We start from the raw sequence: 20074 nt of genomic DNA, 5'->3' as shown, positions 1-20074 counted from the left end.
TCAATTAAACATATTCCAACCGATTAAGATAGCTGTAATCGCAAGCAAACTTATAAGTAATAGTGTATCACAGAAATGCCATTTTAGTACACGATATTTACTCCGACCTTCTCCACCTTGATACCCGCGACTCTCCATAGCTACTGCGAGATCATCAGCACGTCTGAAACTTGAAACAAATAGTGGAATGAGAATTGGAATAACAGACTTGACTTTCTGAATCAGATTACCCTCACCAAAATCCATTCCTCGCGACTTTTGTGCATTCATAATCATAGTCGTATCATCCATTAAGGTCGGAATAAATCGGAGTGAAATTGACAACATCAAGCCAATTTCATGAACTGGTACCTTAATTTTTTTTAAAGGTGCAAGACCCGTCTCAATGCCATCAGCCAATGTTAAAGGCGGCGTTGTTAGTGTTAACAAGGTTGACATAAAAATAATCAGTACAAAGCGCATGAAAATGAAAAAAGCATTTTGTAGTGAGTAAGTTGTGATTTTTAAAATCCAAAATTGAAAAAGCACCTCACCACCTGTTGTAAACAGCATCTGAAAGATGACAGTAAACAAAATCAAGCCAATCATAGGCCTTAACCCTTTTAGAAAATACGACAACTTGATTTGGCTAAGCAATACACCAAGTAACGCAAATACGCCCAAGATACCATAGCCAACAATATCATGTGCTAAAAAAATAATAAACACAAAAGCGAACATCGCAATTAACTTACTGCGAGGATCCATACGGTGAATCATAGAATGACCCGGAATGTAGCGGCCAATGATTAATTTATCCATGTTTGGCTGCCTCCGTCAAATAATCCACTAACTCAGCACGTGTAATCGGTAGCTGTTCAATATGTTGTCCTCGCGCACGTAAAAGCAGGGCAAACTCAGTTGCTCTAGGTACCCCCAACTGATGTTGCGTCATAAATGCAACATCTTGAAATAACTGACGTGGTTGTCCCGATTTGATCACGCGCCCATTTTCTAGGACATACATCATATCTGCATAATCTGCTACATCATCCATCAAATGTGTCACTAAAATAAGTGTCACACCAGACGCATGGATACTTTCAAACAACCGCATCATATCAATTCTAGATTTCGGGTCAAGTCCAGCAGTTGGCTCATCTAACACTAAAACACTGGGATTCATCGCTAAAATTCCCGCAATCGCAACACGTCGCATCTGACCACCAGATAATTCAAAGGGTGAGCGCTCAAACAACTCATCTGAAATACCAACTAATCGTAATTTTTCACGCGCTGTTTCTTCTGCTACTTCCTTTGTCACGCCAAAATTTTGCGGCCCAAAAGCAACATCTTTTAGCACCGTTTCATCAAACAGCTGTGTTTCAGGAAATTGAAAAACCACACCGACTTGCTTTCTGACCGGCTTAATTTCTTTCGTTTTACTGGTTGATCTGATTGTGATATCATCAACTGTTACTGTACCTGAGGTAGGTAACAAGAGGGCATTCAGTTGTTGCAATAACGTTGATTTTCCTGAACCAGTATGGCCAACGACTGCTGTAAAACTACCATCGACAATATCAAGGGTAATGTCAAACAATGCGCGACTCTCAAAAGGCGTATTAGGCTGATAGGTATAGGTTACTTTGTCAAAATGGATTGGCATAAAAAGTCAGCTAACTCGCTTTCTGTATAGTATTTTTCAGGAATCTCTAACCCCTTTTTTTGCAAATCATTCGCTAGATTAGCAGAAAATGGAATATCTAGGCCAATCTCTACCAAATTTCGGTTGAGAAACAGCGTGCTTGGCTCAGCAATTTGCTCAACACGACCATTATTCATCACGATGATTTTATCAGACAAACTTGCTTCATCTAAATCGTGGGTGATAGAAATAACAGTCAACCCAAATGCTTCTTTGATTTCTCGTACGACCTCGATAATCGCTAAACGTCCCTTGGGATCTAACATTGACGTTGCTTCATCAAGTATGATAATATCTGGTCTCAACGCCACGATACCAGCAATCGCTACACGCTGTTTTTGGCCACCTGATAGTCGTGCTGGTTCCTTTGTTTTGAATTTAGTCATATCAACACGTGAAAGAGCCGTCCCTACACGTGCCAGCATGTCTTCTCGAGACACGCCTTGATTTTCCATACCAAATGCAACATCATCTTCGACAGTTGCCCCTACGAACTGATTATCTGGATTTTGAAACACCATGCCTATTTTTTGACGGAGTTGCCAGACATTTTCTTGTGTTAAAAGCTCACCATCAATCCATATTTCACCTGAGGCTGCAGCCATAAGCCCGTCTATCAAGCGTGCGGTCGTCGACTTACCAGACCCGTTACGTCCGATAATCGACACCCACTCACCACGTAGAATATCAAAAGACACGTCATTTACTGCGTAACTGTCGCTTGCTTCCTCATATTTATAAGTTAAATTTTTTATTTCCAGAATTTTCTGCATGACTGTATTATATCACGTAACCTCATCTAACCGCAATAGTAAGCACCAAACGGGCGGTTAGCGTATTTTAGTCTCGGGTAACAACTGATAAGTAAGCAAAAAAAGACCATCTAAACTGACGCTCCACAAGTTCTTAGACTATCAGAGATAATACTACCAAATAGTTGGTATATACTGTTTGTCTTTTTGCGCCCCCACCTCTTGCTCATTTCTCAATTTAGACGCTAATTATGATAAACTGATACTGTACAATCCTGTAACACACCCCATGTCATCGTTACCATAACTGGTCGAGGAGAACATCATGAAAAAACTAAATATCTTAACAACTTTATTATGCACGATCTTACTTGTAGGCTGTTCAACTCAAAAAAATAGTAAAGAGGCAACCACAGAAAGTAGCACTATAAAAAGTACTACAAAAAGTGCATCGAAAACAACAAGTCAAGCAAGTACGACCTCAAAAGAACCTGAGACAACATCTACCAGCCAACCTCAATCATCTGAACCGGCAACACCTCAACCAAGTACAGCCACAACAACCGCACAAGACCTAGATATTGATGCAATTAGTCAGAATAACTTTGCCACTTTAGCTGGTACATGGCAAAATGGATTGGGAGAGACACTCATCATCAATACTGATGGTACAACTAATACCGGCATGACCGTAAGTGGTGCACCAAATTGGACGGACTATACGCAAGTAAATACTGTCTATTCTGGCAAAGCACCTTACGCTTTTTATGGTTCTGGTGATGGCGCAGGTTCTAAAAATTTATTTGCTTTATTGTTATTAAAAATAGGTTTTGCTAATCCCGATGGTGATACGTCTGATACCTCGAAACCTCGCATACTTGTCACACAAGATCGTACAGATACTAACAATGCGAATGGTACCCGTAACTTCCCTACTACACGATATTTCTATAAAGTAAAATAACTACAGTTTACGGATGATACCCATCCGACTGTAGTTATCTTAAACACGGTCATAGCGAAACATCTAACCGACTTATCCAATTTGTATCTTTATTTCTGCTAATCACCCACAACTGCTGTTGAGTTTGATGCCTATCAGGCATAATCAAAAACCTTTTTGACTTATTTTTTAATAGCTGGTACTTTTTGAATACCTAGTATAAATAAGCTCATACAGATGATCGCAGTGCATACTGCTGATATGGCCCCTTGAGTAAAATCCATCTGAACACCATATCCGCCTGAAGCTGTTGTTTGGTAAGAAAAGGCAAGCCAGTTAAAGGGAAGACTAAATGAATTTTTCATAATAGCGGTATAGCCAAAGCAACCAATCAAACAAAAACTCACAAAGAGAACCATACCACAGGTAACTTTCCCGCTGATTCTCACAACATCTAGCATCAATCGTTTCATACTCATTCTCCCATACATTTTTTGGCAATAGCTCTATTGTACCATAGAAAATGACCTCAATAACGAGTATTGTTAATCTGCAACTTGTCACATCATTTATACTCAAAAAAACAGCAAGCCAGTCTTGCTGTTTTTTGACGATCAATTATGATTTAAAAAACTTAGATTTTGCTGCATCAACAGTTGCGCTATCTAAATCATCCCCATTTGATAGATGTCCGATAGACCCATTCATATGTTTCACACGTGACGCAATTTCTTTATGACGCCCATTAACCATCGGACGTGCTTGTGGATTACCAAGATAACCACAAGTCCGTTTCACAACATCAACTGTCTTAGGGTCAGTATTCCCACAATTTGGACACTGAAATCCACGTTCAGTCGCTTTAAAGTCGCCTTCAAACTCACATTCATAACACTTATCGATCGGTGTATTTGTACCAAGATACCCAACACGATCATAAGCAAAATCCCACACTGCTTCTAAGGCTTTGGGATTTTGTTGTAACATCGGATACTCACAATAATGAATGAACCCACCACTAGCATAGACCGGATAATCTTTTTCAAATTCCAATTTTTCAAATGGTGTCGGATTTTTACGAACATCATAATGGAACGAATTTGTGTAGTATTCTTTATCTGTAATATCTTTTACAATACCAAATTTTTCTGTGTCTAAACGGCAGAATCTGTCCGTCAAACTTTCAGATGGAGTTGAATAGATTGAAAAATGATAATCATATGTATCAGACCACTCATTAACAGCCGTTTTCATCTCACGTAAGATATCCAGAGTAAAAGCTTTAGCTTCAGGATTTGTTTCCCATTGGCCACCGTAAAATTCAGTTGCGACTTCATATAAACCGATATAACCAGCAGAAACTGTCGCACGACGATTTTTAAACAACTCATCTACCGAGTCAGTTTTACCAAGACGTTTACCAAATGCGCCATTTTCATAAAGAATAGGAGCATTGGCAGGAATCGCCTCTTTCACACGTTCAACACGATAAACTAAAGCGTCTTTCATGACAGACATACGTTCATGGAAAAGTTGCCAAAATTTTGACTTATCCCCTTTTGATTCTAAAGCAATACGTGGTAAATTCAGGGTCACAACCCCTAAATTCATACGGCCATCAACAACATCATTGCCATTTTCATCTTCCCAACCTTGCAAGAAACTACGACAGCCCATCGGCGCTTTAAACGATCCTGTCAGTTCGACAATTTTATCGTAACTCACGACATCTGGATACATCCGCTTCGTCGAACACACTGCTGCCAAGCACTTGATATCATAGTTCGGGTCTTGTTCATTCAAATTCAACCCACGTTTCAACGTGAAGACAAGCTTAGGAAAAATCGCTGTACGACCTTCTTTTCCTAACCCTTTGATACGATTTTCAAGAATTGCTTTTTGGATTTCACGCGCATACCAGTCTTCACCAAGTCCAAAACCAAAAGTTGTAAAAGGTGTTTGGCCGTTTGAGGTAAACAGTGTATTAATCTCATACTCTAAACTTTGCATGGCATCATAGATGTCTTTTTTCGTTTTAGCACGCGCATATGCTTCATGTTTTTCAGGTGCTACCCACTCTTGAGCATCTTGCATGTGCTTAGCAAAATTTAGAGCAGCATAAGGTGCAAGCACCTCGTCTATCCGGTTTACAGACGTTCCACCGTACTGGCTAGACGCGACATTGGCAATGATTTGTGAAATTTGTGCAGCAGCTGTTTGGATTGATTTCGGACTATCAATCACTGCATTACCCAGTTTAAAGCCATCTCGCAACATCCCTTTTACATCAACCAAACAACAGTTTGTCATCGGTGCATAAGGTTGATAATCTAGATCATGAAAGTGAATATCACCTTTTTGGTGGGCATTTGCAACATGTGGTGGTAATAACTTCAAACCGATTGACTTACCAACGATCCCTGCTGTTAAATCACGCTGTGTATTAAACACATCACTATCTTTATTAGCATTTTCATTGACGACAGCTTGCTCTTTATTAATCAATTTATCAATGGTAAAGTTAATATCTGTCGCCTGAGACCGTTCAAAATCACGTTGTGTTCGATAGTTAATATACACTTTAGCTAGCTGATATTCATTAGCATCTAATAAGACATGTTCAACAATATTTTGAATTTCGTAAATTTGAACATCTTTATCAAACCGATCAAAAATCGTTGCCACAATTTTGTCTGTCAACCGTTCTAGTTTTACTTCTTGAACAGGTGAAATATGTGTCAGTTCATCTGAAGCTTTTCTCAGTGCTTCATAAATTTTTTCTGGTTCAAAACTTAACTGACGACCATCTCGTTTGATGACAACTATCGTATCAAGACCTATCTCCATATTTGTTACAGTACTCATATTCACTACCCATTTTCTAAACTATTTTAGCTACATTCTACCACTCATTTTTAAAGTTGTAAAGGATAGATTAACTATATATGGTATTAAATAATTTAAAAAACCTCCTTGACACACTATATATAGTTTGTCAAGGAGAGTTTTAAATTCATTGATTGACCTGCTATAAAGCCAGATAAACTGCGTAAGCAGAGAAATCTGTAGCTGATAATTTAAGCAATGCGTTGTAATTCACGACGACGATTCATCAAATAAGCAAGCACTAAGTTCACACAGATCAAGATAAATAAAGTCAACATAAGTGGTCCCGCTTTTAAGCCATTTTCCGTGATTCCTAAAGTATGTGCTAAATTCGTTAATACGTTATCTTTACCAGCCTCGCTCAAAGTCGTAAAGACAGTCCCAAATAAAATAGGAAATAAGAGCACACCACCACCAATCAATAGGCGAACTATAAATGAGAACCGATCTAAAAATAGACCAATGACCAGCCCTAATGCCATGCCCCAAAAGATGATCAAGAATAAAAGTAAGTACTGAGAAAACAAGGTTTTTGGCTGATAAAAATCAAGGATCATAAACTGATAGTCAAAGTGATCTGAAAAAAACGTTTTAAAAATTAATCTGAAAGCTGCCATCGCAAGTACAATAACATTAGCAATCACAAAATTACTGATCAAGTTAGACACAAAAATATGCAAACGATTCAGGCCATTTTGAATGAATAATTTAAAATCAGACCGAATGCCAATGACTGAAAGGATAATAGCAAAGATTAAAGCAGGGAGAGTTAACTCTGATTCTGCTGTAGCTGAGGTATTAGAGAAAAACATAGCTAGACCAGGCAAGACAACTGCGAACCCGATGAAATACAGATAGAATATTCCCAAAGACTTTAACTGATAGATCATACGATACTGTAATGCTGCTTTTAATTTCATCATTTTTCTTCCTCTCTTTGTGTTAATTTAACAAAATATGCCTGCAAATTAAGTGGTGAGATGCTGATCCCATCTGGCACCTCTTGCTGTTGATAATCTTTTATATAGTAACTCACTAGACTACCTAAGCGATCCATACCTATGATATTCATACCTTGTATAAAGTCTTCAACAAGCTCTTTGGCACCTGAAACGGTTGCACCAGACTGCTGGATATCTTCTGCTGATTTCTGCTCGATCACTCGACCACCATCAATGATAATGAATTCTGATATCAAATTAGCAACCTCTTCAATCAAATGAGTTGAGATGACAAATGTTCGTGGCCGTTCACTATAAGTCTCAATCAAAGCACGATAAAATAAATCACGGTGACTCGCGTCTAACCCCAAAATCGGTTCATCTAGGAAAATATAGTCTACGGGCACACAAAGCGCAATAATCAATTTTAGAATACTACGGTAACCTGTTGATAATTTTTTAAAACTGAGCTTAGGATTTAACTTGAACGCTTTGATTAAATGATTGGCAAATACCCAGTCAAATCCACCATAGAAAGCTTCGGTTAATTTTAAGACTTGGTTGACCTTGATCGACTTAGGATACAAATTATCCTCACTAGTTAAGAAAACACGATTTTGTAATGCTTCATTTTCAATCAAATTTTCACCATCTAAGGTAATGCTTCCCTTATCTGCAAAAATACGACTGTTGATAACATTTAACAAAGTACTTTTACCAGCACCATTTCTACCTAATAAACCATAGAGTGTTTCTGGTTGAAAATCGATTTGAATGTCCGTTAAGACCTGCTGATTACGATAAGATTTCTCAATATGTTGAATAGCTAAACTCATCTTTAATACCCACTTTCTATTTTTGTGATTAACTCTGATAAGGTAATATCAAGGCGCTTCGCCTCTTCAATTAGTTGACTGATTTCTTGATTAAAGAAGTACGTACGCTTTTCTTCTTGAATGATTTTTTTTGCACCTTGTTTCACAAATACACCAATCCCTCTCTTTTTCTCAATAATTGCTTTATCAACTAATAAATTCATCCCTTTTAACACAGTTGCTGGATTAATCTGAAATTGTTTAGAAATTTCAGTAGTCGATGGTATTTGACTAGCCTCCGGAAAAGCATCACTTAAAATAGCTGCTTCTATCTGTTGTGCGACTTGCTCAAATAAGGGTAAGTGACTTGACTCATCAAACTTCATGTATACCTCCTATTATCGTTATTTATGACGATCGTATGTTTCAATCGCAAACCTAACTGGTTCGTTACTTGACTAACTAAGTATATAACTAAAAAAAGAGTTTGTCAACAAAAAAATAAAAAAAGTTTAACATAAAAACCTCCTCGCCTAATCACGAAGGGGTTTGACCATATGTTTATAGTGATGCTTAACTATTCTGATTACTTATACGACGTATCTTTTTGGGTTTACAAAGAACAGCACACGAGCTCAATTTAGCATTGATTTTTCAAATCCTACATTTTTTTGAAACGCCTCATTTGTATTAAAGACTAACAGGCCTCTTGCCTTTATATCTCTTAGCGTTAGATTATCGATAACTTCCCCACTACTTAAGAACATCTTCTTAATTTTAAAATCATCGGTTGACTTATCATTAGTCAATTTATAAGTCTCAATCTTATCAACACCATAAACCGTCAGGGACGTATGAGTCCAAAAAGTTATATAAATCACACCATAAATCATCATCAATACAGGAAATACTAACACAATATATTTTCTTTTCACACGCATATGATACCTCTTCTTTTATGCTGGACTAGCTGCTACTCTTGGTACATAGCCTCCATAACGAAAAATTAGACTAAAATGAAATTAGTCATGTTCATTTTGTCTCCTCAGTCTAGCTCTTGCATCATCGACAATACTTTTGACACCCAATGCCTCAATATGATCTAGGTAGCGCTCTGCTTTAATAACATTTTCTTTTGTTGGCTTGTTGATGTAATCATGTAAATCCCTTAATATTTGAAACTTCACAGTCGCAATTAAATGATCATCAAACGCTAGTTGGCAAATTTTATCTCTAAAGAATGTAGCATAATCTAACGTCCCATGCTCCAGTAAACATTGGTACAGCCTAATTAACGTTAAAATAAATAATCGACGATGTGCACCATGATAAAAATAGGATTGTCTCTCAATCAATATTTCCCCAAACCAACGACAATCGCCACTATCCAAAATAGGAGAAACGTAATAAAGCAGCTTGACCTCAAACTCAGTCCAATTATCAATTTCAGTTAAATAATCACCAACAATATATTTTTCACATTCGCAAATATAGTGCTGTCCAGTCAGCTCTTGCAAAGCACTTTTAATCATGATATTAGACAGAATGTCAAACTTATCGGTCGCCTTTTCTATTATTAACTTTTCTGAACTGTCCACACCTTGCAGACCTGAGAGATGAAGTTGGTTTAAGGTCTGATAGAGTCGTTGCATATGGTCTGGCTGATAATGAGTCAAGGCCGCAACAAATTCATTAGCTGTCATATTAAGCTTTGAAATCAGATATAGCATCTTATCAGCCGATATCATACTGATCCCACTTTCAAACTTAGAGATAAGAGATTTAGAAACAGTCCCATCTGCCAAATCAGCTTGTGTATAGCCTCTTGCCTTACGTAAAGCTTTAAATGTAGCTTGAATATCAAAAACATCATCTTCAAAATCATCATACTGCATACATAAGTCCTTTCTGTCATTTAGATAGTTTACGTTTTTTATTTAACTGTTAACTTAATCATAACACATTAATCTTAAAAAAACAGGTATTTTTAAAAACGCTTACATATTGTGATGATTTGTCAGTTGAGCAATTAAAAGAAACAAAAAAAGACCAACAATCTGACAATCAGATTGTTGGTCTTCGTTCAATTATTAACCCTTATTTCACATCAAAACATAATTTGTCATCTTTTAAGCCAACAAGGACAACAGTATTTGGTGCAAACTTACCAGAGACTAATGCTTTGGCAAGAGGTGTTTCCAGATGTTTGGTCACAAATCGTTTGATAGGACGTGCACCGTATTCTGGTTCGTAAGCATTTTTAGCTATCCAGTTTGTCGCATCTTCTGTTAATTCTAGATGGATATCTTGATGTGCCAAGCGTGCTGATAATTGTACGACGATTTTGTCTATGATTTCTTTGACAACTTGTAATGTCAGTGGTGTAAAGACAACAGTATCATCGATACGATTTAAGAATTCAGGTTTAAAGTGTAACTTCAACTCATCTAAAACCGCTTCTTTGGTCGTATTCTCTAAACTACCATCACTTTCAATACCATCAAGTAGAATCCGTGAGCCGATATTAGAGGTCATGATCATCACAGTATTCTTAAAATCTACCACAACACCTTTAGAATCGGTTAATCTACCATCATCTAAGACTTGAAGTAAGATGTTAAAGACATCTGGATGTGCTTTCTCGATCTCATCTAATAACACGATCGTATATGGATTGCGACGAACAGCCTCGGTTAATTGGCCACCTTCATCATAGCCGACATATCCTGGAGGTGCCCCGACTAAACGAGAGACACTATGTTTTTCCATATATTCACTCATATCGATACGAACCATATGGCTTTCAGAATCAAATAGGTTTTCTGCTAGACTTTTGGCTAACTCTGTTTTACCAACACCAGTAGGTCCTAAGAAAAGAAAACTACCCAAAGGTTTATTAGGATCTTGTAAGCCTGCTCGACTTCTGATAATGGCATCAGATACCGCATCAACTGCTTCTTCTTGTCCGACAACTCTTTGATGTAAAGTATCTGCCAGATGTAGTAATTTTTCTTTTTCACCCTCAACTAACTTCGTCACAGGTATACCGGTCAATCGACCGATTACTTGGGCGATTTCTTGATCTGTTACAGATTCTTGAATCAAATGATTCGCTGTGTCCTCAGTTTGCGCCTGCTCTAACGCGACGACCTCTTTTTCAAGTTTTGGAATAGTGCCATGTCGTAAGATGGCTGCCTGCTCGAGATTATAGGCATTCTCAGCATTTTCCAACTCAATCCGTGCTTGTTCTAACTCAGCACGTTTTGTATGGATAGCTTCAACTGCTTCTTTTTCAGTTTCCCAACGCATCTTAAGACTATTAGCTGTTTCACGGGTATTGGCAAGTTCTTCTTGTAAAAGCGTCAACCGTTTCTTAGACGCATCATCCGTTTCTTTCTTTAAGGCTTCTTCTTCGATTTCAAGTTGCATCAACTTACGTGTAATTTGATCTAACTCTGTCGGAGATGAATTCATCTCCACACGAATCGTTGCACTCGCCTCATCGACCAAATCAATGGCTTTATCAGGTAAGAAACGATCCGTAATATAACGGTTTGATAGTGTTGCTGCAGCAATCAACGCATTATCGTGAATTTTCACACCATGATGGACTTCAAATCGATCCTTTAGCCCTCTCAAAATAGAGATAGTATCTTCAACAGTAGGTTCTTGGACTAATACTTTTTGGAAACGACGCTCTAACGCTTTATCCTTCTCAAAATTTTGACGGTATTCATCTAAAGTCGTCGCACCAATCAAATGCAACTCACCTCTAGCTAACATAGGTTTCAAGAGATTTCCTGCATCCATAGAGCCTTCTGTTTTACCTGCGCCTACGATCGTGTGAATTTCATCGATAAATAAAATAATTTGACCATCTGATTTTTTGATTTCATTTAGGACAGCTTTCAGCCGCTCTTCAAATTCTCCACGGAACTTAGCACCTGCGATTAAGGCACCCATATCTAAACTAAAGATCGTTTTATCTTGTAGATTTGTCGGCACATCTTTTTTGACGATACGTTGTGCTAACCCCTCGACGATAGCTGTTTTACCAACACCGGGTTCTCCGATAAGCACAGGATTGTTTTTGGTCTTACGAGACAGAATTCGAACAACATCACGAACTTCTTCGTCGCGTCCGATAACGGGATCCATCTTACCAGATTTAACTTTTTCGACTAAGTCTTCCCCATATTTTTTTAATGCTTCATATTGTTCTTCTTGATTTTGACTGGTCACAGAACTTCCCCCTCTCATACTTTCAATCTTTTCTTTAACCATTTTTTGCGTGACACCTTGATGTTTCAGCTCTTTGGTTAAGGCATTTTGTGCTTGTGAAAACAGCGCTAATAAGACCGTCTCTGTTGATAGAAATTCATCCTTAAACTGCGTTGCAAGCTGCTCTGCATGATTAAATAAGTTAAATAAATTTTGACTTAGATTTTGACCATAGGCGATATTACTCCCCGTTACGACAGATATTTTATCTAGTTCCTGATCAATTACTGCTTCAAAACTGCCTAAGTCTAGACCTAAATCTTGATAAAAATCACGCGCAAACTGGCCAGGTTGGACCAATACTTTCCAAAGATGTGCAATCTCTATATTTTGGTGTTGACGTACTTGTGCTATTTTTTGTGCTTCTGCTAATGTTTGTTGTAAAGTTGTTGTCATTTTTTCAATTTGCATGTTCATTCCTTCCTTTTCTAAGAAGTAAAATTACGATATTTCTAGAGATGTTTCATCTCTAATACCTATTATACCGATTTGGTCAACAAAGGTCAAACTTTTTATTTTAAATGAGTTAATCTATTTAGCAAGCCTTATAAAATAAAAAACTTGCCTGATTAGACAAGTCATTTACTTATTTGATTGGCTCGATATAAGGTAACATCTCTGCTTCAACACCCACGCTAGTCGCATAAATATAGGGCTCATCATCTAATTTAGCAAGATTTTCTGTGCGACCGCTAACAATGACACCAGAGAATTTAGCCTTATCTAGACTAGGATATTTTTTGACTTGTTTTAAGGCATCTTGGTAAATATCGATACCATTGACCGTATAAGACCGTTGACTAGCTGCTTTCTTGACAGCAGCAACAAATGCCGGGTAGTTATTATCAGCCCACTCAGATGAATCGTTTGTTTTTAGTGACTCATCTATTAGTCTCCCATCTCTATCAGTATTAATACCGATGACCCTACCAACTGTATCTGTAACTGCCAACTTATCATTATCCATGCCGATCCAATACCAATTAATCAAGAGATTATCAGGCAGCGCTTTTTGTATCTCTGCGTAACTCATGGGGGTTTTAAAGGAAATCGCAACCTCGGCCACATGTTTTGTTAAGCTAGATAAAGTTTTAGACTCATGAGATAAGCCGACTGCTTGCTCATCCTGATTCAGTTCATGTTTAGGATTGAAAAAGATAGGAATTTTCTCACCATTTTGTCGACTAAATGCACCGATTTGTTTTGTTTTACTAATTGGCACAGTTAATGGAGAATTCTGAATGCCCCCATACCCAACACCAAACAAGTTATAGTCAATTTCTAAAGGACTAGTTTTCACCATATACCCATCAATATTTTTAAATCTTTCACTCCTGAGTTGTGAACTAAAACGCCCATATTCACTGGTATATTGAGAAGTGGAGGTAATATTTGGTGATTCTATCAAATCTGTAATATTTGCGACTTCTTGTGCCTTTTTAAATTGCACACCCATTCTTTGGTTGATCATAAAGAAACCAAATAAAGCGATGATGAGTGTGGTTCCGATAGAGATACTAACTGTTAATAGTATCTTTTTTCTTTTTTCTTTTTTGATCATCTTGCCAAAAACTTCAGTTTCGTTCATCTGCTTGCTCCATTTCTCTTTTTAATTTTTGTCTAACTCGGTATAAATCTGTCTTAACCTTAGCCTCTGAAATCTGATAAATACTTGATAGTTCTTTAATAGACTTATCCTCTTCATAATAAAGTACAATCAAGGCGAGCTGGTAATCATCTAACTTTTTGATGGCTTCATGGAGTAAGAAAGCGCTACTTTCATCTACATATTCCTGATTACCATAGAGTAAATAAAACTGCTCATTTAAAAGTGCTTGATAGCGTTTTTTTCTCCGGTACAAATCATAAAATCGACTCAGTGCCACCCGATATAACCAGGGTCGTAGTTTATCAGGTGACAATATAATATCAGCCTGAATTAATTTCACGAGCACGTCTTGGACGATATCTTGTGCATCACTGACGGTTGCACCATGTTTGACTAAATAGCGTTGAATTTCTAAAGTATAAGTCACAAGTAACGCTTCATATCGACTAATGTTCACAATTCCCTCCTTACTTATATAACGAATCAAATCTGAATTGGTTACAAAAATCGATAGCATAATTTAATATGACAAAAAACCTTGTCTATTGACAAAGTTTTATTGTATTACTTATCTAATCCCATAGCACGTTGGATTGCTTTAACAATTTCTACGATGATAATCATAGCAAATGATCCAGCAAAGACGATTGCCCATTGGTAACCATCTAAGTGTGCGACGTGGAAAATGCTATTAAAACCAGGAACAACGATTGTTGCCGCCATCAAGACACCAGATACCACGATAGACCAGTTAAATGTTTTACTACGGAAAGGACCAACCGTTAAGATAGACTGGTAAACTGATTTCGCATTAAAGGCATGGAAGAGCTGGATTAGCCCAAGTGTCGCAAACGCCATCGTTAACGCATCCGCATGCATCGCAGCACCCGTATGAACTGGCCATTTAATTGCGATACCATAAACACCTAACACAAGTGCTGCTTGTAACAGCCCTTGATAGATTGTGGCAAAGAGTACACCACCACTAAAGAAACTTGCTTTACGACCACGAGGTTTATGTGTCATTACACCCGGCTCAGCAGGTTCTACCCCAAGGGCGATCGCAGGGAAGGTATCTGTTACTAAGTTAATCCATAACAAATGAACAGGTTCTAACACATCCCAACCAAATAAAGTAGCTAAGAAGATCGTCAACACTTCTGCAGTATTAGCAGAAAGCAGGTACTGAATCGTTTTTTGAATATTTGAGAAAACCTTACGACCTTCTTCAACTGCGACGATAATCGTTGCAAAGTTGTCATCAGCCAGAACCATATCAGAAGCACCTTTAGAGACTTCTGTACCCGTGATCCCCATACCAATACCGATATCTGCCGTTTTTAGTGCTGGTGCATCATTGACACCATCACCTGTCATGGCAACGACTTTACCTTCGTTTTGCCATGCTTTGACGATACGCACCTTATGTTCAGGTGACACACGCGCATATACTGAGTATTGAGAGACAACTCTTTGGAACTCTTCATCAGAGAGTTCATTCAGTTCAGCACCAGTGAACACGTGATCTTCTGTGTCACCTTCATCGATGATACCTAGACGTTTGGCAATCGCTTCTGCAGTATCTTGGTGGTCACCTGTGATCATGATTGGGCGGATACCTGCTTCTTTAGCGACACGAACAGCTTCAGCTGCTTCTTTACGCTCTGGGTCAATCATACCGATCAAGCCTGCGAAAATCAAATCCTGCTCAAGTGTCTCAGTTTCAAGTGCTGGTACTTGATGATCATACTTGTAGGCCATCATCAAGACACGCAGTGCTTGTTTTGCGAGTGATTTATTCAATGCTAAAATCTCATCTCGATCAGCTTGTGTCATCTCGACAACTTGACCGTTAACGAGCTTTTTAGTAATGCGTTTTAAGAGTTGATCTGGCGCACCCTTAACAGCAATGAGATACTTCTCTTCACTGATTTTGTGTACCGTACTCATCAATTTACGATCACTATCAAATGGTAATTCTGCTACACGTGGTTGCGTTTTAAGATTCTGACGAATATCAAAGTTATGATCGATACCATACTGTACAAGTGCAGTTTCTGTCGGGTCACCAACCAGTTTACCTTCTTTTGAAATCTTTGTATCATTGGCAAAGTTCATAACCTGCAGCGTAATATCATCAAGTGCGATATCATCCGTTGCATCTTGTAATTGACCATTCGTATAGACTTTTTCAACAGTCATCTGATTCATTGTTAATGTTCCTGTTTTGTCAGAAGCAATGATTTCAGTTGATCCAAGTGTTTCAACAGCTGGTAGTTTTCTTACGATAGCATTTTTCTTAGATAATACCTGTGTCCCTAGTGCAAGGACAATCGTTACAATAGCAGGTAACCCTTCTGGTATTGCCGCAACAGCAAGTGCTACAGAGGTCATCAACTCTTCAAGCGGTGGATGACCTTGTAAAAATACCCCTATCACAAAGGTAACTGCTGCAATTAACAAAATCGCATAAGTCAAGATTTTAGATAGACTATTCAAATTCTGTTTAAGTGGTGTATCAGTTTCTTCGGCATTTTGAAGCATAGAGGCGATTTTACCAACCTCAGTCTTCATACCTGTTGCAACCACAACACCTAATCCACGACCATAAGTCACATTTGAATTTTGGTAAGCCATATTCACACGATCACCAATACCAGCATCCTCAGCAACCGCTACCGCTAAGTCTTTTTCTACTGGTACAGACTCACCCGTTAAGGCAGCCTCTTCAATTTTCAGTGAATTAACCTCAAGTAATCGCATATCAGCAGGCACAACATCACCAGCTTCTAGAGAGACGATATCACCAGGTACTAATAAATCTGATGAAATCTCCTCTACGTGGCCATCACGACGGACACGCGCTAAAGGTGTTGACATTGATTTTAATGCCTCGATAGCTGCCTCAGCTTTACCTTCTTGGTAAACACCAAAAATTGCATTAATAATCACAACAGCTAAGATAATAATGGCATCACTAATATCCTCACCACCACTTGTCACAACAGACAAGATAGCTGCAACGATCAAAATAATAATCATTAAATCTTTAAACTGTTCAAGGAACTTCACCAATAAAGTCTTTTTAGCACCCGCGTCTAACTCATTTTTACCATATTGCGTGAGACGTGTTTCCACTTCACTAGAAGTTAATCCTTTTTTAGTCGTTGCTAAAGAAGCCAAGACATCATCTGGGGTTTGCGTATAGATTTTTTTCTCCGACAATTTTTTCTCCTTATAAAATAAATCCGATAGATAGAGTTTCTATCCAGCAATGACTCCGATCTCTCTTATGAGGCAAAACAGTTTTTTATCATCTTCATAGAGACTATGATAAAAAAAGAGACCTGTAGCTACAGCTACAAGTCTCGCATATTAAGCAACTACCGAGCCAGATATGGCCGTAATGACGATAGTCGCGCAGAATTCTGCTTGCTACTCCCTTGAGTTCTCTTTAATTATACCAAATTTTAAAGAGAATTCAAGTTAAGTGATTTGATTTTTTAAATAGACCTTATGTTTCATGCTGTTCTGACACCTAAATGAGAACGTGCTTAGTGATCTATCGTATCTGGGTCCCTTGTTAGTGATCCCACACCATGAAGTTGATCGATTGCTGTTAGCTCGTCATCAGATAAGTCAAAATCAAACAGTTGACCATTTTCGATAATACGTGACGGTGTCACTGATTTTGGTAACGGTAGATAGCCTTTTTGGAGTGACCATTTGAGGACAACCTGTGCTGTACTTTTGCCATATTTTTCAGCAATTTCAACTATAGCAGGGACTTCTAGAAGTTCACCACGACCAAGCGGTGAATAAGCTTCTGTCAGGATACCATGTGCTTTGTTATAGGCAACCACTTCTTCTTGCTGATCACTTGGGTTAATATAGAGTTGATTCACGGCTGGCACAATTTTCGCTGTTTTCAACAAGGCATCTATGTGATGCGGACGGAAGTTCGATACACCAATTGATTTGATTTTACCAGCTGTCACTGCATCTTCCATTGCACGCCAAACCTCAGCGTTACGTTTTTCGTAGCCTATCGTCTCACGAATGCGTTCTGGATTTGGCCAGTGAATCAAATACAGATCAAGATAATCAAGTCCTAATCTAGCTAAGCTCTCATCAATAGCCGCTGCTGCTTGTTCATAAGTCACATTATCATTCCAGAGTTTTGTTGTCACAAAAAGGGCTTCTCGTGCTACTGAAGCATTTGCAATCCCTCGGCCAACAGACCCTTCATTTTTATAGATAGCTGCCGTATCGATATGGCGATATCCCGCATCAATAGCTGCAATCACCGACTTCTCAGCAACCTCACCATCCGGGGTTTGCCAAGTCCCAAATCCTACAACAGGAATTTTTTCACCATTATTCAGCTGATATGTATCTGATAAAGTCATTTGCTTCCTCCTTATAAACCTGATATGCGCGTGTGATACTGATTCAGTATGACACGTATAACGGTAACACCGCTATTAGCTTCATTATAGTACACCCTAAACTGATTAGCAAAAAATTAAAATATGAATTTATCGTGAGATGAGATAATTGATCAGATATTTTTTAACAGCTATCATTAGTTGACAACATCTCATTATGATCTGATATAATAAATGGCATACAAACACGGGAATTTAAATCCCAAAAAGGAGCTTTGACAAGTGACAAAATACGGTGAAGCCTTTCAGATGCTTCGTAAACAAAAACAACTACCTTTATCCTACTTTGAAGAAGCGGGTGTTAACAAAGGCGATTTATCACGCTTTGAAAACGGGAAAGTAATGATGGGGTTTGAGCGAATTGAGTCGATGCTACAAATCATGAATGTGAGCTTATCAGAGTATGAGTTTTTGATTAATCATCATGTTTTAGACTACCAAGAAGAATTTTTAAGTCAATTAGAAATAGCTGACTTTGCTCAAAATCAAGACAAATTAGCAAAACTATTTGACGAGGCACAAAGTTCTGGAGAAATCTACTTATCCTTAGCTGTTAAAGCCTGTGTACAGCCACTTCAGCCTAAGGAATATGCTGCCATAGGAAATTTCTTACATCAAGTCGAGCAATGGGGCTATTTTGAGCTCTCTTTAGCCTATTTCACCCTCAAAAGTTTACCCACTTCTGATCTTTCACTTTTTTGCCAAGAATTTGAAACGAAGTGTGGTAACTATATCACGATTCCAAAATATTATCGCAGAATATATCAGATTGCCTATCGTGCAGTAATCTTATTATCCCTTCGGCAAGAAGAAATACTTGCCAAACGTATTTTACACCTAACGGATTACCCACAGCGCGAACATACTGACTTTTACATCGCAACCTTAAAAATGCTAGCACAAGGCGTTATCAACCTAACATTTGACGACGATACATTCGGACAAGCACAAATTAATGAAGCACTGAAGTTGATTGAGCGTTTAGGTAACCAAAACTTGCTACTTTATTATGAAAAAGAAATACACCCTGATTCAAATTAAATCGTTGGTTTTTCCCAACGGATTTAGTTTGTTTAGTGTCTTCCAATAGGCTACAATAAACCTATCAAATTAATCAGAGATACGATTCATTGCGTGTCATCTGCCAACATTGAAAGGAAATCACTAAATGAATTCAGAAACTTATAGAAAAATTGTCCGCCTATCAGGTATGTATGACTTTATCTTTACCATACCTTTTGTTACCCCTTGGAGCTTCCAACTTCTCAACCATTTTTTAAATCAACTCTCTCCCACACCTACTTTTGCGCCGATTCATGTCGTATTTGTTAACTTATTTGGTTCTATCGTCATTATCTGGTCCATCCTTCGTATTCGCTATCCTATGGCTATTTATGGTGCTTATGATGCTGCAGGACGTCTGCTATTTTCTATTTGGTTTATGACTTACCTCTTAATTCACGCTTTTCATCCAGTCATGTTTATCTTTGCTGTTTTTGAAATCATGTGGTTCATCATACAAGCATATGGATTTTGGAAACTCCCAAAACTAGCACGTGAATTTTCATCAGGGTCTTTTTTGTGACTATAGGAGAATTGTTTAATCTATCAAATTCGACAGCATATGGGGTAGAGGGCAAATTAATGTCTACCGACATGCCAAAATTACTTACTTTGATGTTATAGTCCTAAATTCACTATTCCTCCAATAA

General features: G+C 38.0%; 18 protein-coding genes. 3 read left to right on the top strand and 15 right to left on the bottom strand.

Features of this window, described 5'->3' with window-relative positions; genetic code table 11:
- From RU87_RS00650 to RU87_RS00640, 3 genes are read right to left on the bottom strand one after another with little or no spacing between them, the layout of a single operon-like run.
- Complete coding sequence (locus RU87_RS00650; protein ID WP_068159709.1) at nt 1-801, bottom strand: energy-coupling factor transporter transmembrane component T family protein; 801 nt, start codon at nt 799-801, stop codon at nt 1-3.
- A complete protein-coding gene (locus RU87_RS00645; protein WP_068159712.1) occupies nt 794-1648 on the bottom strand; it encodes an energy-coupling factor transporter ATPase in 855 nt (284 codons plus the stop codon). The genes RU87_RS00650 and RU87_RS00645 overlap by 8 nt, the downstream gene beginning before the upstream one ends.
- Nucleotides 1624-2460, bottom strand: coding sequence for an energy-coupling factor ABC transporter ATP-binding protein (locus RU87_RS00640; RefSeq protein WP_068159715.1), 837 nt, complete (start codon nt 2458-2460; stop codon nt 1624-1626). The genes RU87_RS00645 and RU87_RS00640 overlap by 25 nt, the downstream gene beginning before the upstream one ends.
- Before the next feature lie 304 nt (nt 2461-2764).
- Here RU87_RS00640 and RU87_RS00635 point away from each other — a divergent pair, with 304 nt between their 5' ends.
- Nucleotides 2765-3403: a DUF6287 domain-containing protein gene (locus RU87_RS00635; RefSeq protein ID WP_068159718.1), complete on the top strand. Its 639-nt coding sequence runs from the start codon at nt 2765-2767 to the stop codon at nt 3401-3403.
- A gap of 161 nt (nt 3404-3564) precedes the next feature.
- On the opposite strand, the gene RU87_RS00630 is transcribed toward RU87_RS00635, so the two are convergent.
- The 12 genes from RU87_RS00630 to RU87_RS00575 form a co-directional block, all read right to left on the bottom strand.
- Nucleotides 3565-3855: a hypothetical protein gene (locus RU87_RS00630; RefSeq protein ID WP_068159721.1), complete on the bottom strand. Its 291-nt coding sequence runs from the start codon at nt 3853-3855 to the stop codon at nt 3565-3567.
- Between the two features lie 145 nt (nt 3856-4000).
- On the bottom strand, nt 4001-6247 hold the full coding sequence (nrdD, locus tag RU87_RS00625) for an anaerobic ribonucleoside-triphosphate reductase (RefSeq protein ID WP_068159724.1): 2247 nt from the start codon (nt 6245-6247) through the stop codon (nt 4001-4003).
- A gap of 212 nt (nt 6248-6459) precedes the next feature.
- Nucleotides 6460-7191, bottom strand: coding sequence for a hypothetical protein (locus RU87_RS00620; RefSeq protein ID WP_068159725.1), 732 nt, complete (start codon nt 7189-7191; stop codon nt 6460-6462).
- Nucleotides 7188-8045, bottom strand: a complete 858-nt coding sequence (locus tag RU87_RS00615; protein ID WP_068159728.1) for an ATP-binding cassette domain-containing protein — start codon at nt 8043-8045, stop codon at nt 7188-7190. The genes RU87_RS00620 and RU87_RS00615 overlap by 4 nt, the downstream gene beginning before the upstream one ends.
- A gap of 2 nt (nt 8046-8047) precedes the next feature.
- Nucleotides 8048-8410 carry a GntR family transcriptional regulator gene (locus RU87_RS00610; RefSeq protein WP_068159732.1) on the bottom strand — a complete coding sequence of 121 codons (363 nt, stop codon included), beginning with the start codon at nt 8408-8410 and terminating at the stop codon, nt 8048-8050.
- Nucleotides 8411-8659: 249 nt separating this feature from the next.
- The gene (locus RU87_RS00605) at nt 8660-8965 is read right to left on the bottom strand and encodes a hypothetical protein (protein WP_068159735.1); all 306 of its coding nucleotides are present in this window, start codon (nt 8963-8965) and stop codon (nt 8660-8662) included.
- Between the two features lie 81 nt (nt 8966-9046).
- On the bottom strand, nt 9047-9919 hold the full coding sequence (locus RU87_RS00600) for an Rgg/GadR/MutR family transcriptional regulator (protein WP_068159739.1): 873 nt from the start codon (nt 9917-9919) through the stop codon (nt 9047-9049).
- 202 nt (nt 9920-10121) lie between these two features.
- The gene (clpB, locus tag RU87_RS00595; protein ID WP_068159741.1) at nt 10122-12716 is read right to left on the bottom strand and encodes an ATP-dependent chaperone ClpB; all 2595 of its coding nucleotides are present in this window, start codon (nt 12714-12716) and stop codon (nt 10122-10124) included.
- A 175-nt stretch (nt 12717-12891) separates the two neighbouring features.
- On the bottom strand, nt 12892-13893 hold the full coding sequence (locus tag RU87_RS00590; RefSeq protein ID WP_068159743.1) for an anti sigma factor C-terminal domain-containing protein: 1002 nt from the start codon (nt 13891-13893) through the stop codon (nt 12892-12894).
- A complete protein-coding gene (locus RU87_RS00585) occupies nt 13880-14371 on the bottom strand; it encodes an RNA polymerase sigma factor (RefSeq protein ID WP_068159746.1) in 492 nt (163 codons plus the stop codon). Before RU87_RS00585 ends, RU87_RS00590 begins: the two co-directional genes overlap by 14 nt.
- Before the next feature lie 107 nt (nt 14372-14478).
- Nucleotides 14479-17139: a cation-translocating P-type ATPase gene (locus RU87_RS00580; protein WP_068159749.1), complete on the bottom strand. Its 2661-nt coding sequence runs from the start codon at nt 17137-17139 to the stop codon at nt 14479-14481.
- A gap of 329 nt (nt 17140-17468) precedes the next feature.
- Nucleotides 17469-18323 carry an aldo/keto reductase gene (locus RU87_RS00575; RefSeq protein WP_068159751.1) on the bottom strand — a complete coding sequence of 285 codons (855 nt, stop codon included), beginning with the start codon at nt 18321-18323 and terminating at the stop codon, nt 17469-17471.
- 261 nt (nt 18324-18584) lie between these two features.
- Here RU87_RS00575 and RU87_RS00570 point away from each other — a divergent pair, with 261 nt between their 5' ends.
- Entirely contained in the window at nt 18585-19403 is an 819-nt protein-coding gene (locus RU87_RS00570) for an Rgg/GadR/MutR family transcriptional regulator (RefSeq protein WP_068159754.1), read from the top strand.
- Nucleotides 19404-19530: 127 nt separating this feature from the next.
- Nucleotides 19531-19947: a hypothetical protein gene (locus RU87_RS00565; protein ID WP_082782104.1), complete on the top strand. Its 417-nt coding sequence runs from the start codon at nt 19531-19533 to the stop codon at nt 19945-19947.
- Nucleotides 19948-20074 lie beyond the last annotated feature (127 nt).

Origin of the sequence: Pseudolactococcus plantarum (assembly GCF_002441715.1) — a bacterium.
GTDB lineage: Bacteria > Bacillota > Bacilli > Lactobacillales > Streptococcaceae > Pseudolactococcus > Pseudolactococcus plantarum.
The sequence above is the reverse complement of the archived record's forward strand: the minus strand, read 5'-3'. Positions and strand labels throughout refer to the sequence as shown.

Coding starts and splice junctions, on each gene's coding strand:
- RU87_RS00590 (WP_068159743.1), bottom strand. CDS start 13,893: ATGAACGAAACTGAAGTTTTTGGCAAGATGATCAAAAAAGAAAAAAGA.
- RU87_RS00640 (WP_068159715.1), bottom strand. CDS start 2,460: ATGCAGAAAATTCTGGAAATAAAAAATTTAACTTATAAATATGAGGAA.
- RU87_RS00565 (WP_082782104.1), top strand. CDS start 19,531: ATGAATTCAGAAACTTATAGAAAAATTGTCCGCCTATCAGGTATGTAT.
- RU87_RS00630 (WP_068159721.1), bottom strand. CDS start 3,855: ATGAAACGATTGATGCTAGATGTTGTGAGAATCAGCGGGAAAGTTACC.
- RU87_RS00610 (WP_068159732.1), bottom strand. CDS start 8,410: ATGAAGTTTGATGAGTCAAGTCACTTACCCTTATTTGAGCAAGTCGCA.
- RU87_RS00605 (WP_068159735.1), bottom strand. CDS start 8,965: ATGCGTGTGAAAAGAAAATATATTGTGTTAGTATTTCCTGTATTGATG.
- nrdD (WP_068159724.1), bottom strand. CDS start 6,247: ATGAGTACTGTAACAAATATGGAGATAGGTCTTGATACGATAGTTGTC.
- RU87_RS00645 (WP_068159712.1), bottom strand. CDS start 1,648: ATGCCAATCCATTTTGACAAAGTAACCTATACCTATCAGCCTAATACG.
- RU87_RS00650 (WP_068159709.1), bottom strand. CDS start 801: ATGGATAAATTAATCATTGGCCGCTACATTCCGGGTCATTCTATGATT.
- RU87_RS00620 (WP_068159725.1), bottom strand. CDS start 7,191: ATGATGAAATTAAAAGCAGCATTACAGTATCGTATGATCTATCAGTTA.
- clpB (WP_068159741.1), bottom strand. CDS start 12,716: ATGCAAATTGAAAAAATGACAACAACTTTACAACAAACATTAGCAGAA.
- RU87_RS00615 (WP_068159728.1), bottom strand. CDS start 8,045: ATGAGTTTAGCTATTCAACATATTGAGAAATCTTATCGTAATCAGCAG.
- RU87_RS00600 (WP_068159739.1), bottom strand. CDS start 9,919: ATGCAGTATGATGATTTTGAAGATGATGTTTTTGATATTCAAGCTACA.
- RU87_RS00635 (WP_068159718.1), top strand. CDS start 2,765: ATGAAAAAACTAAATATCTTAACAACTTTATTATGCACGATCTTACTT.
- RU87_RS00575 (WP_068159751.1), bottom strand. CDS start 18,323: ATGACTTTATCAGATACATATCAGCTGAATAATGGTGAAAAAATTCCT.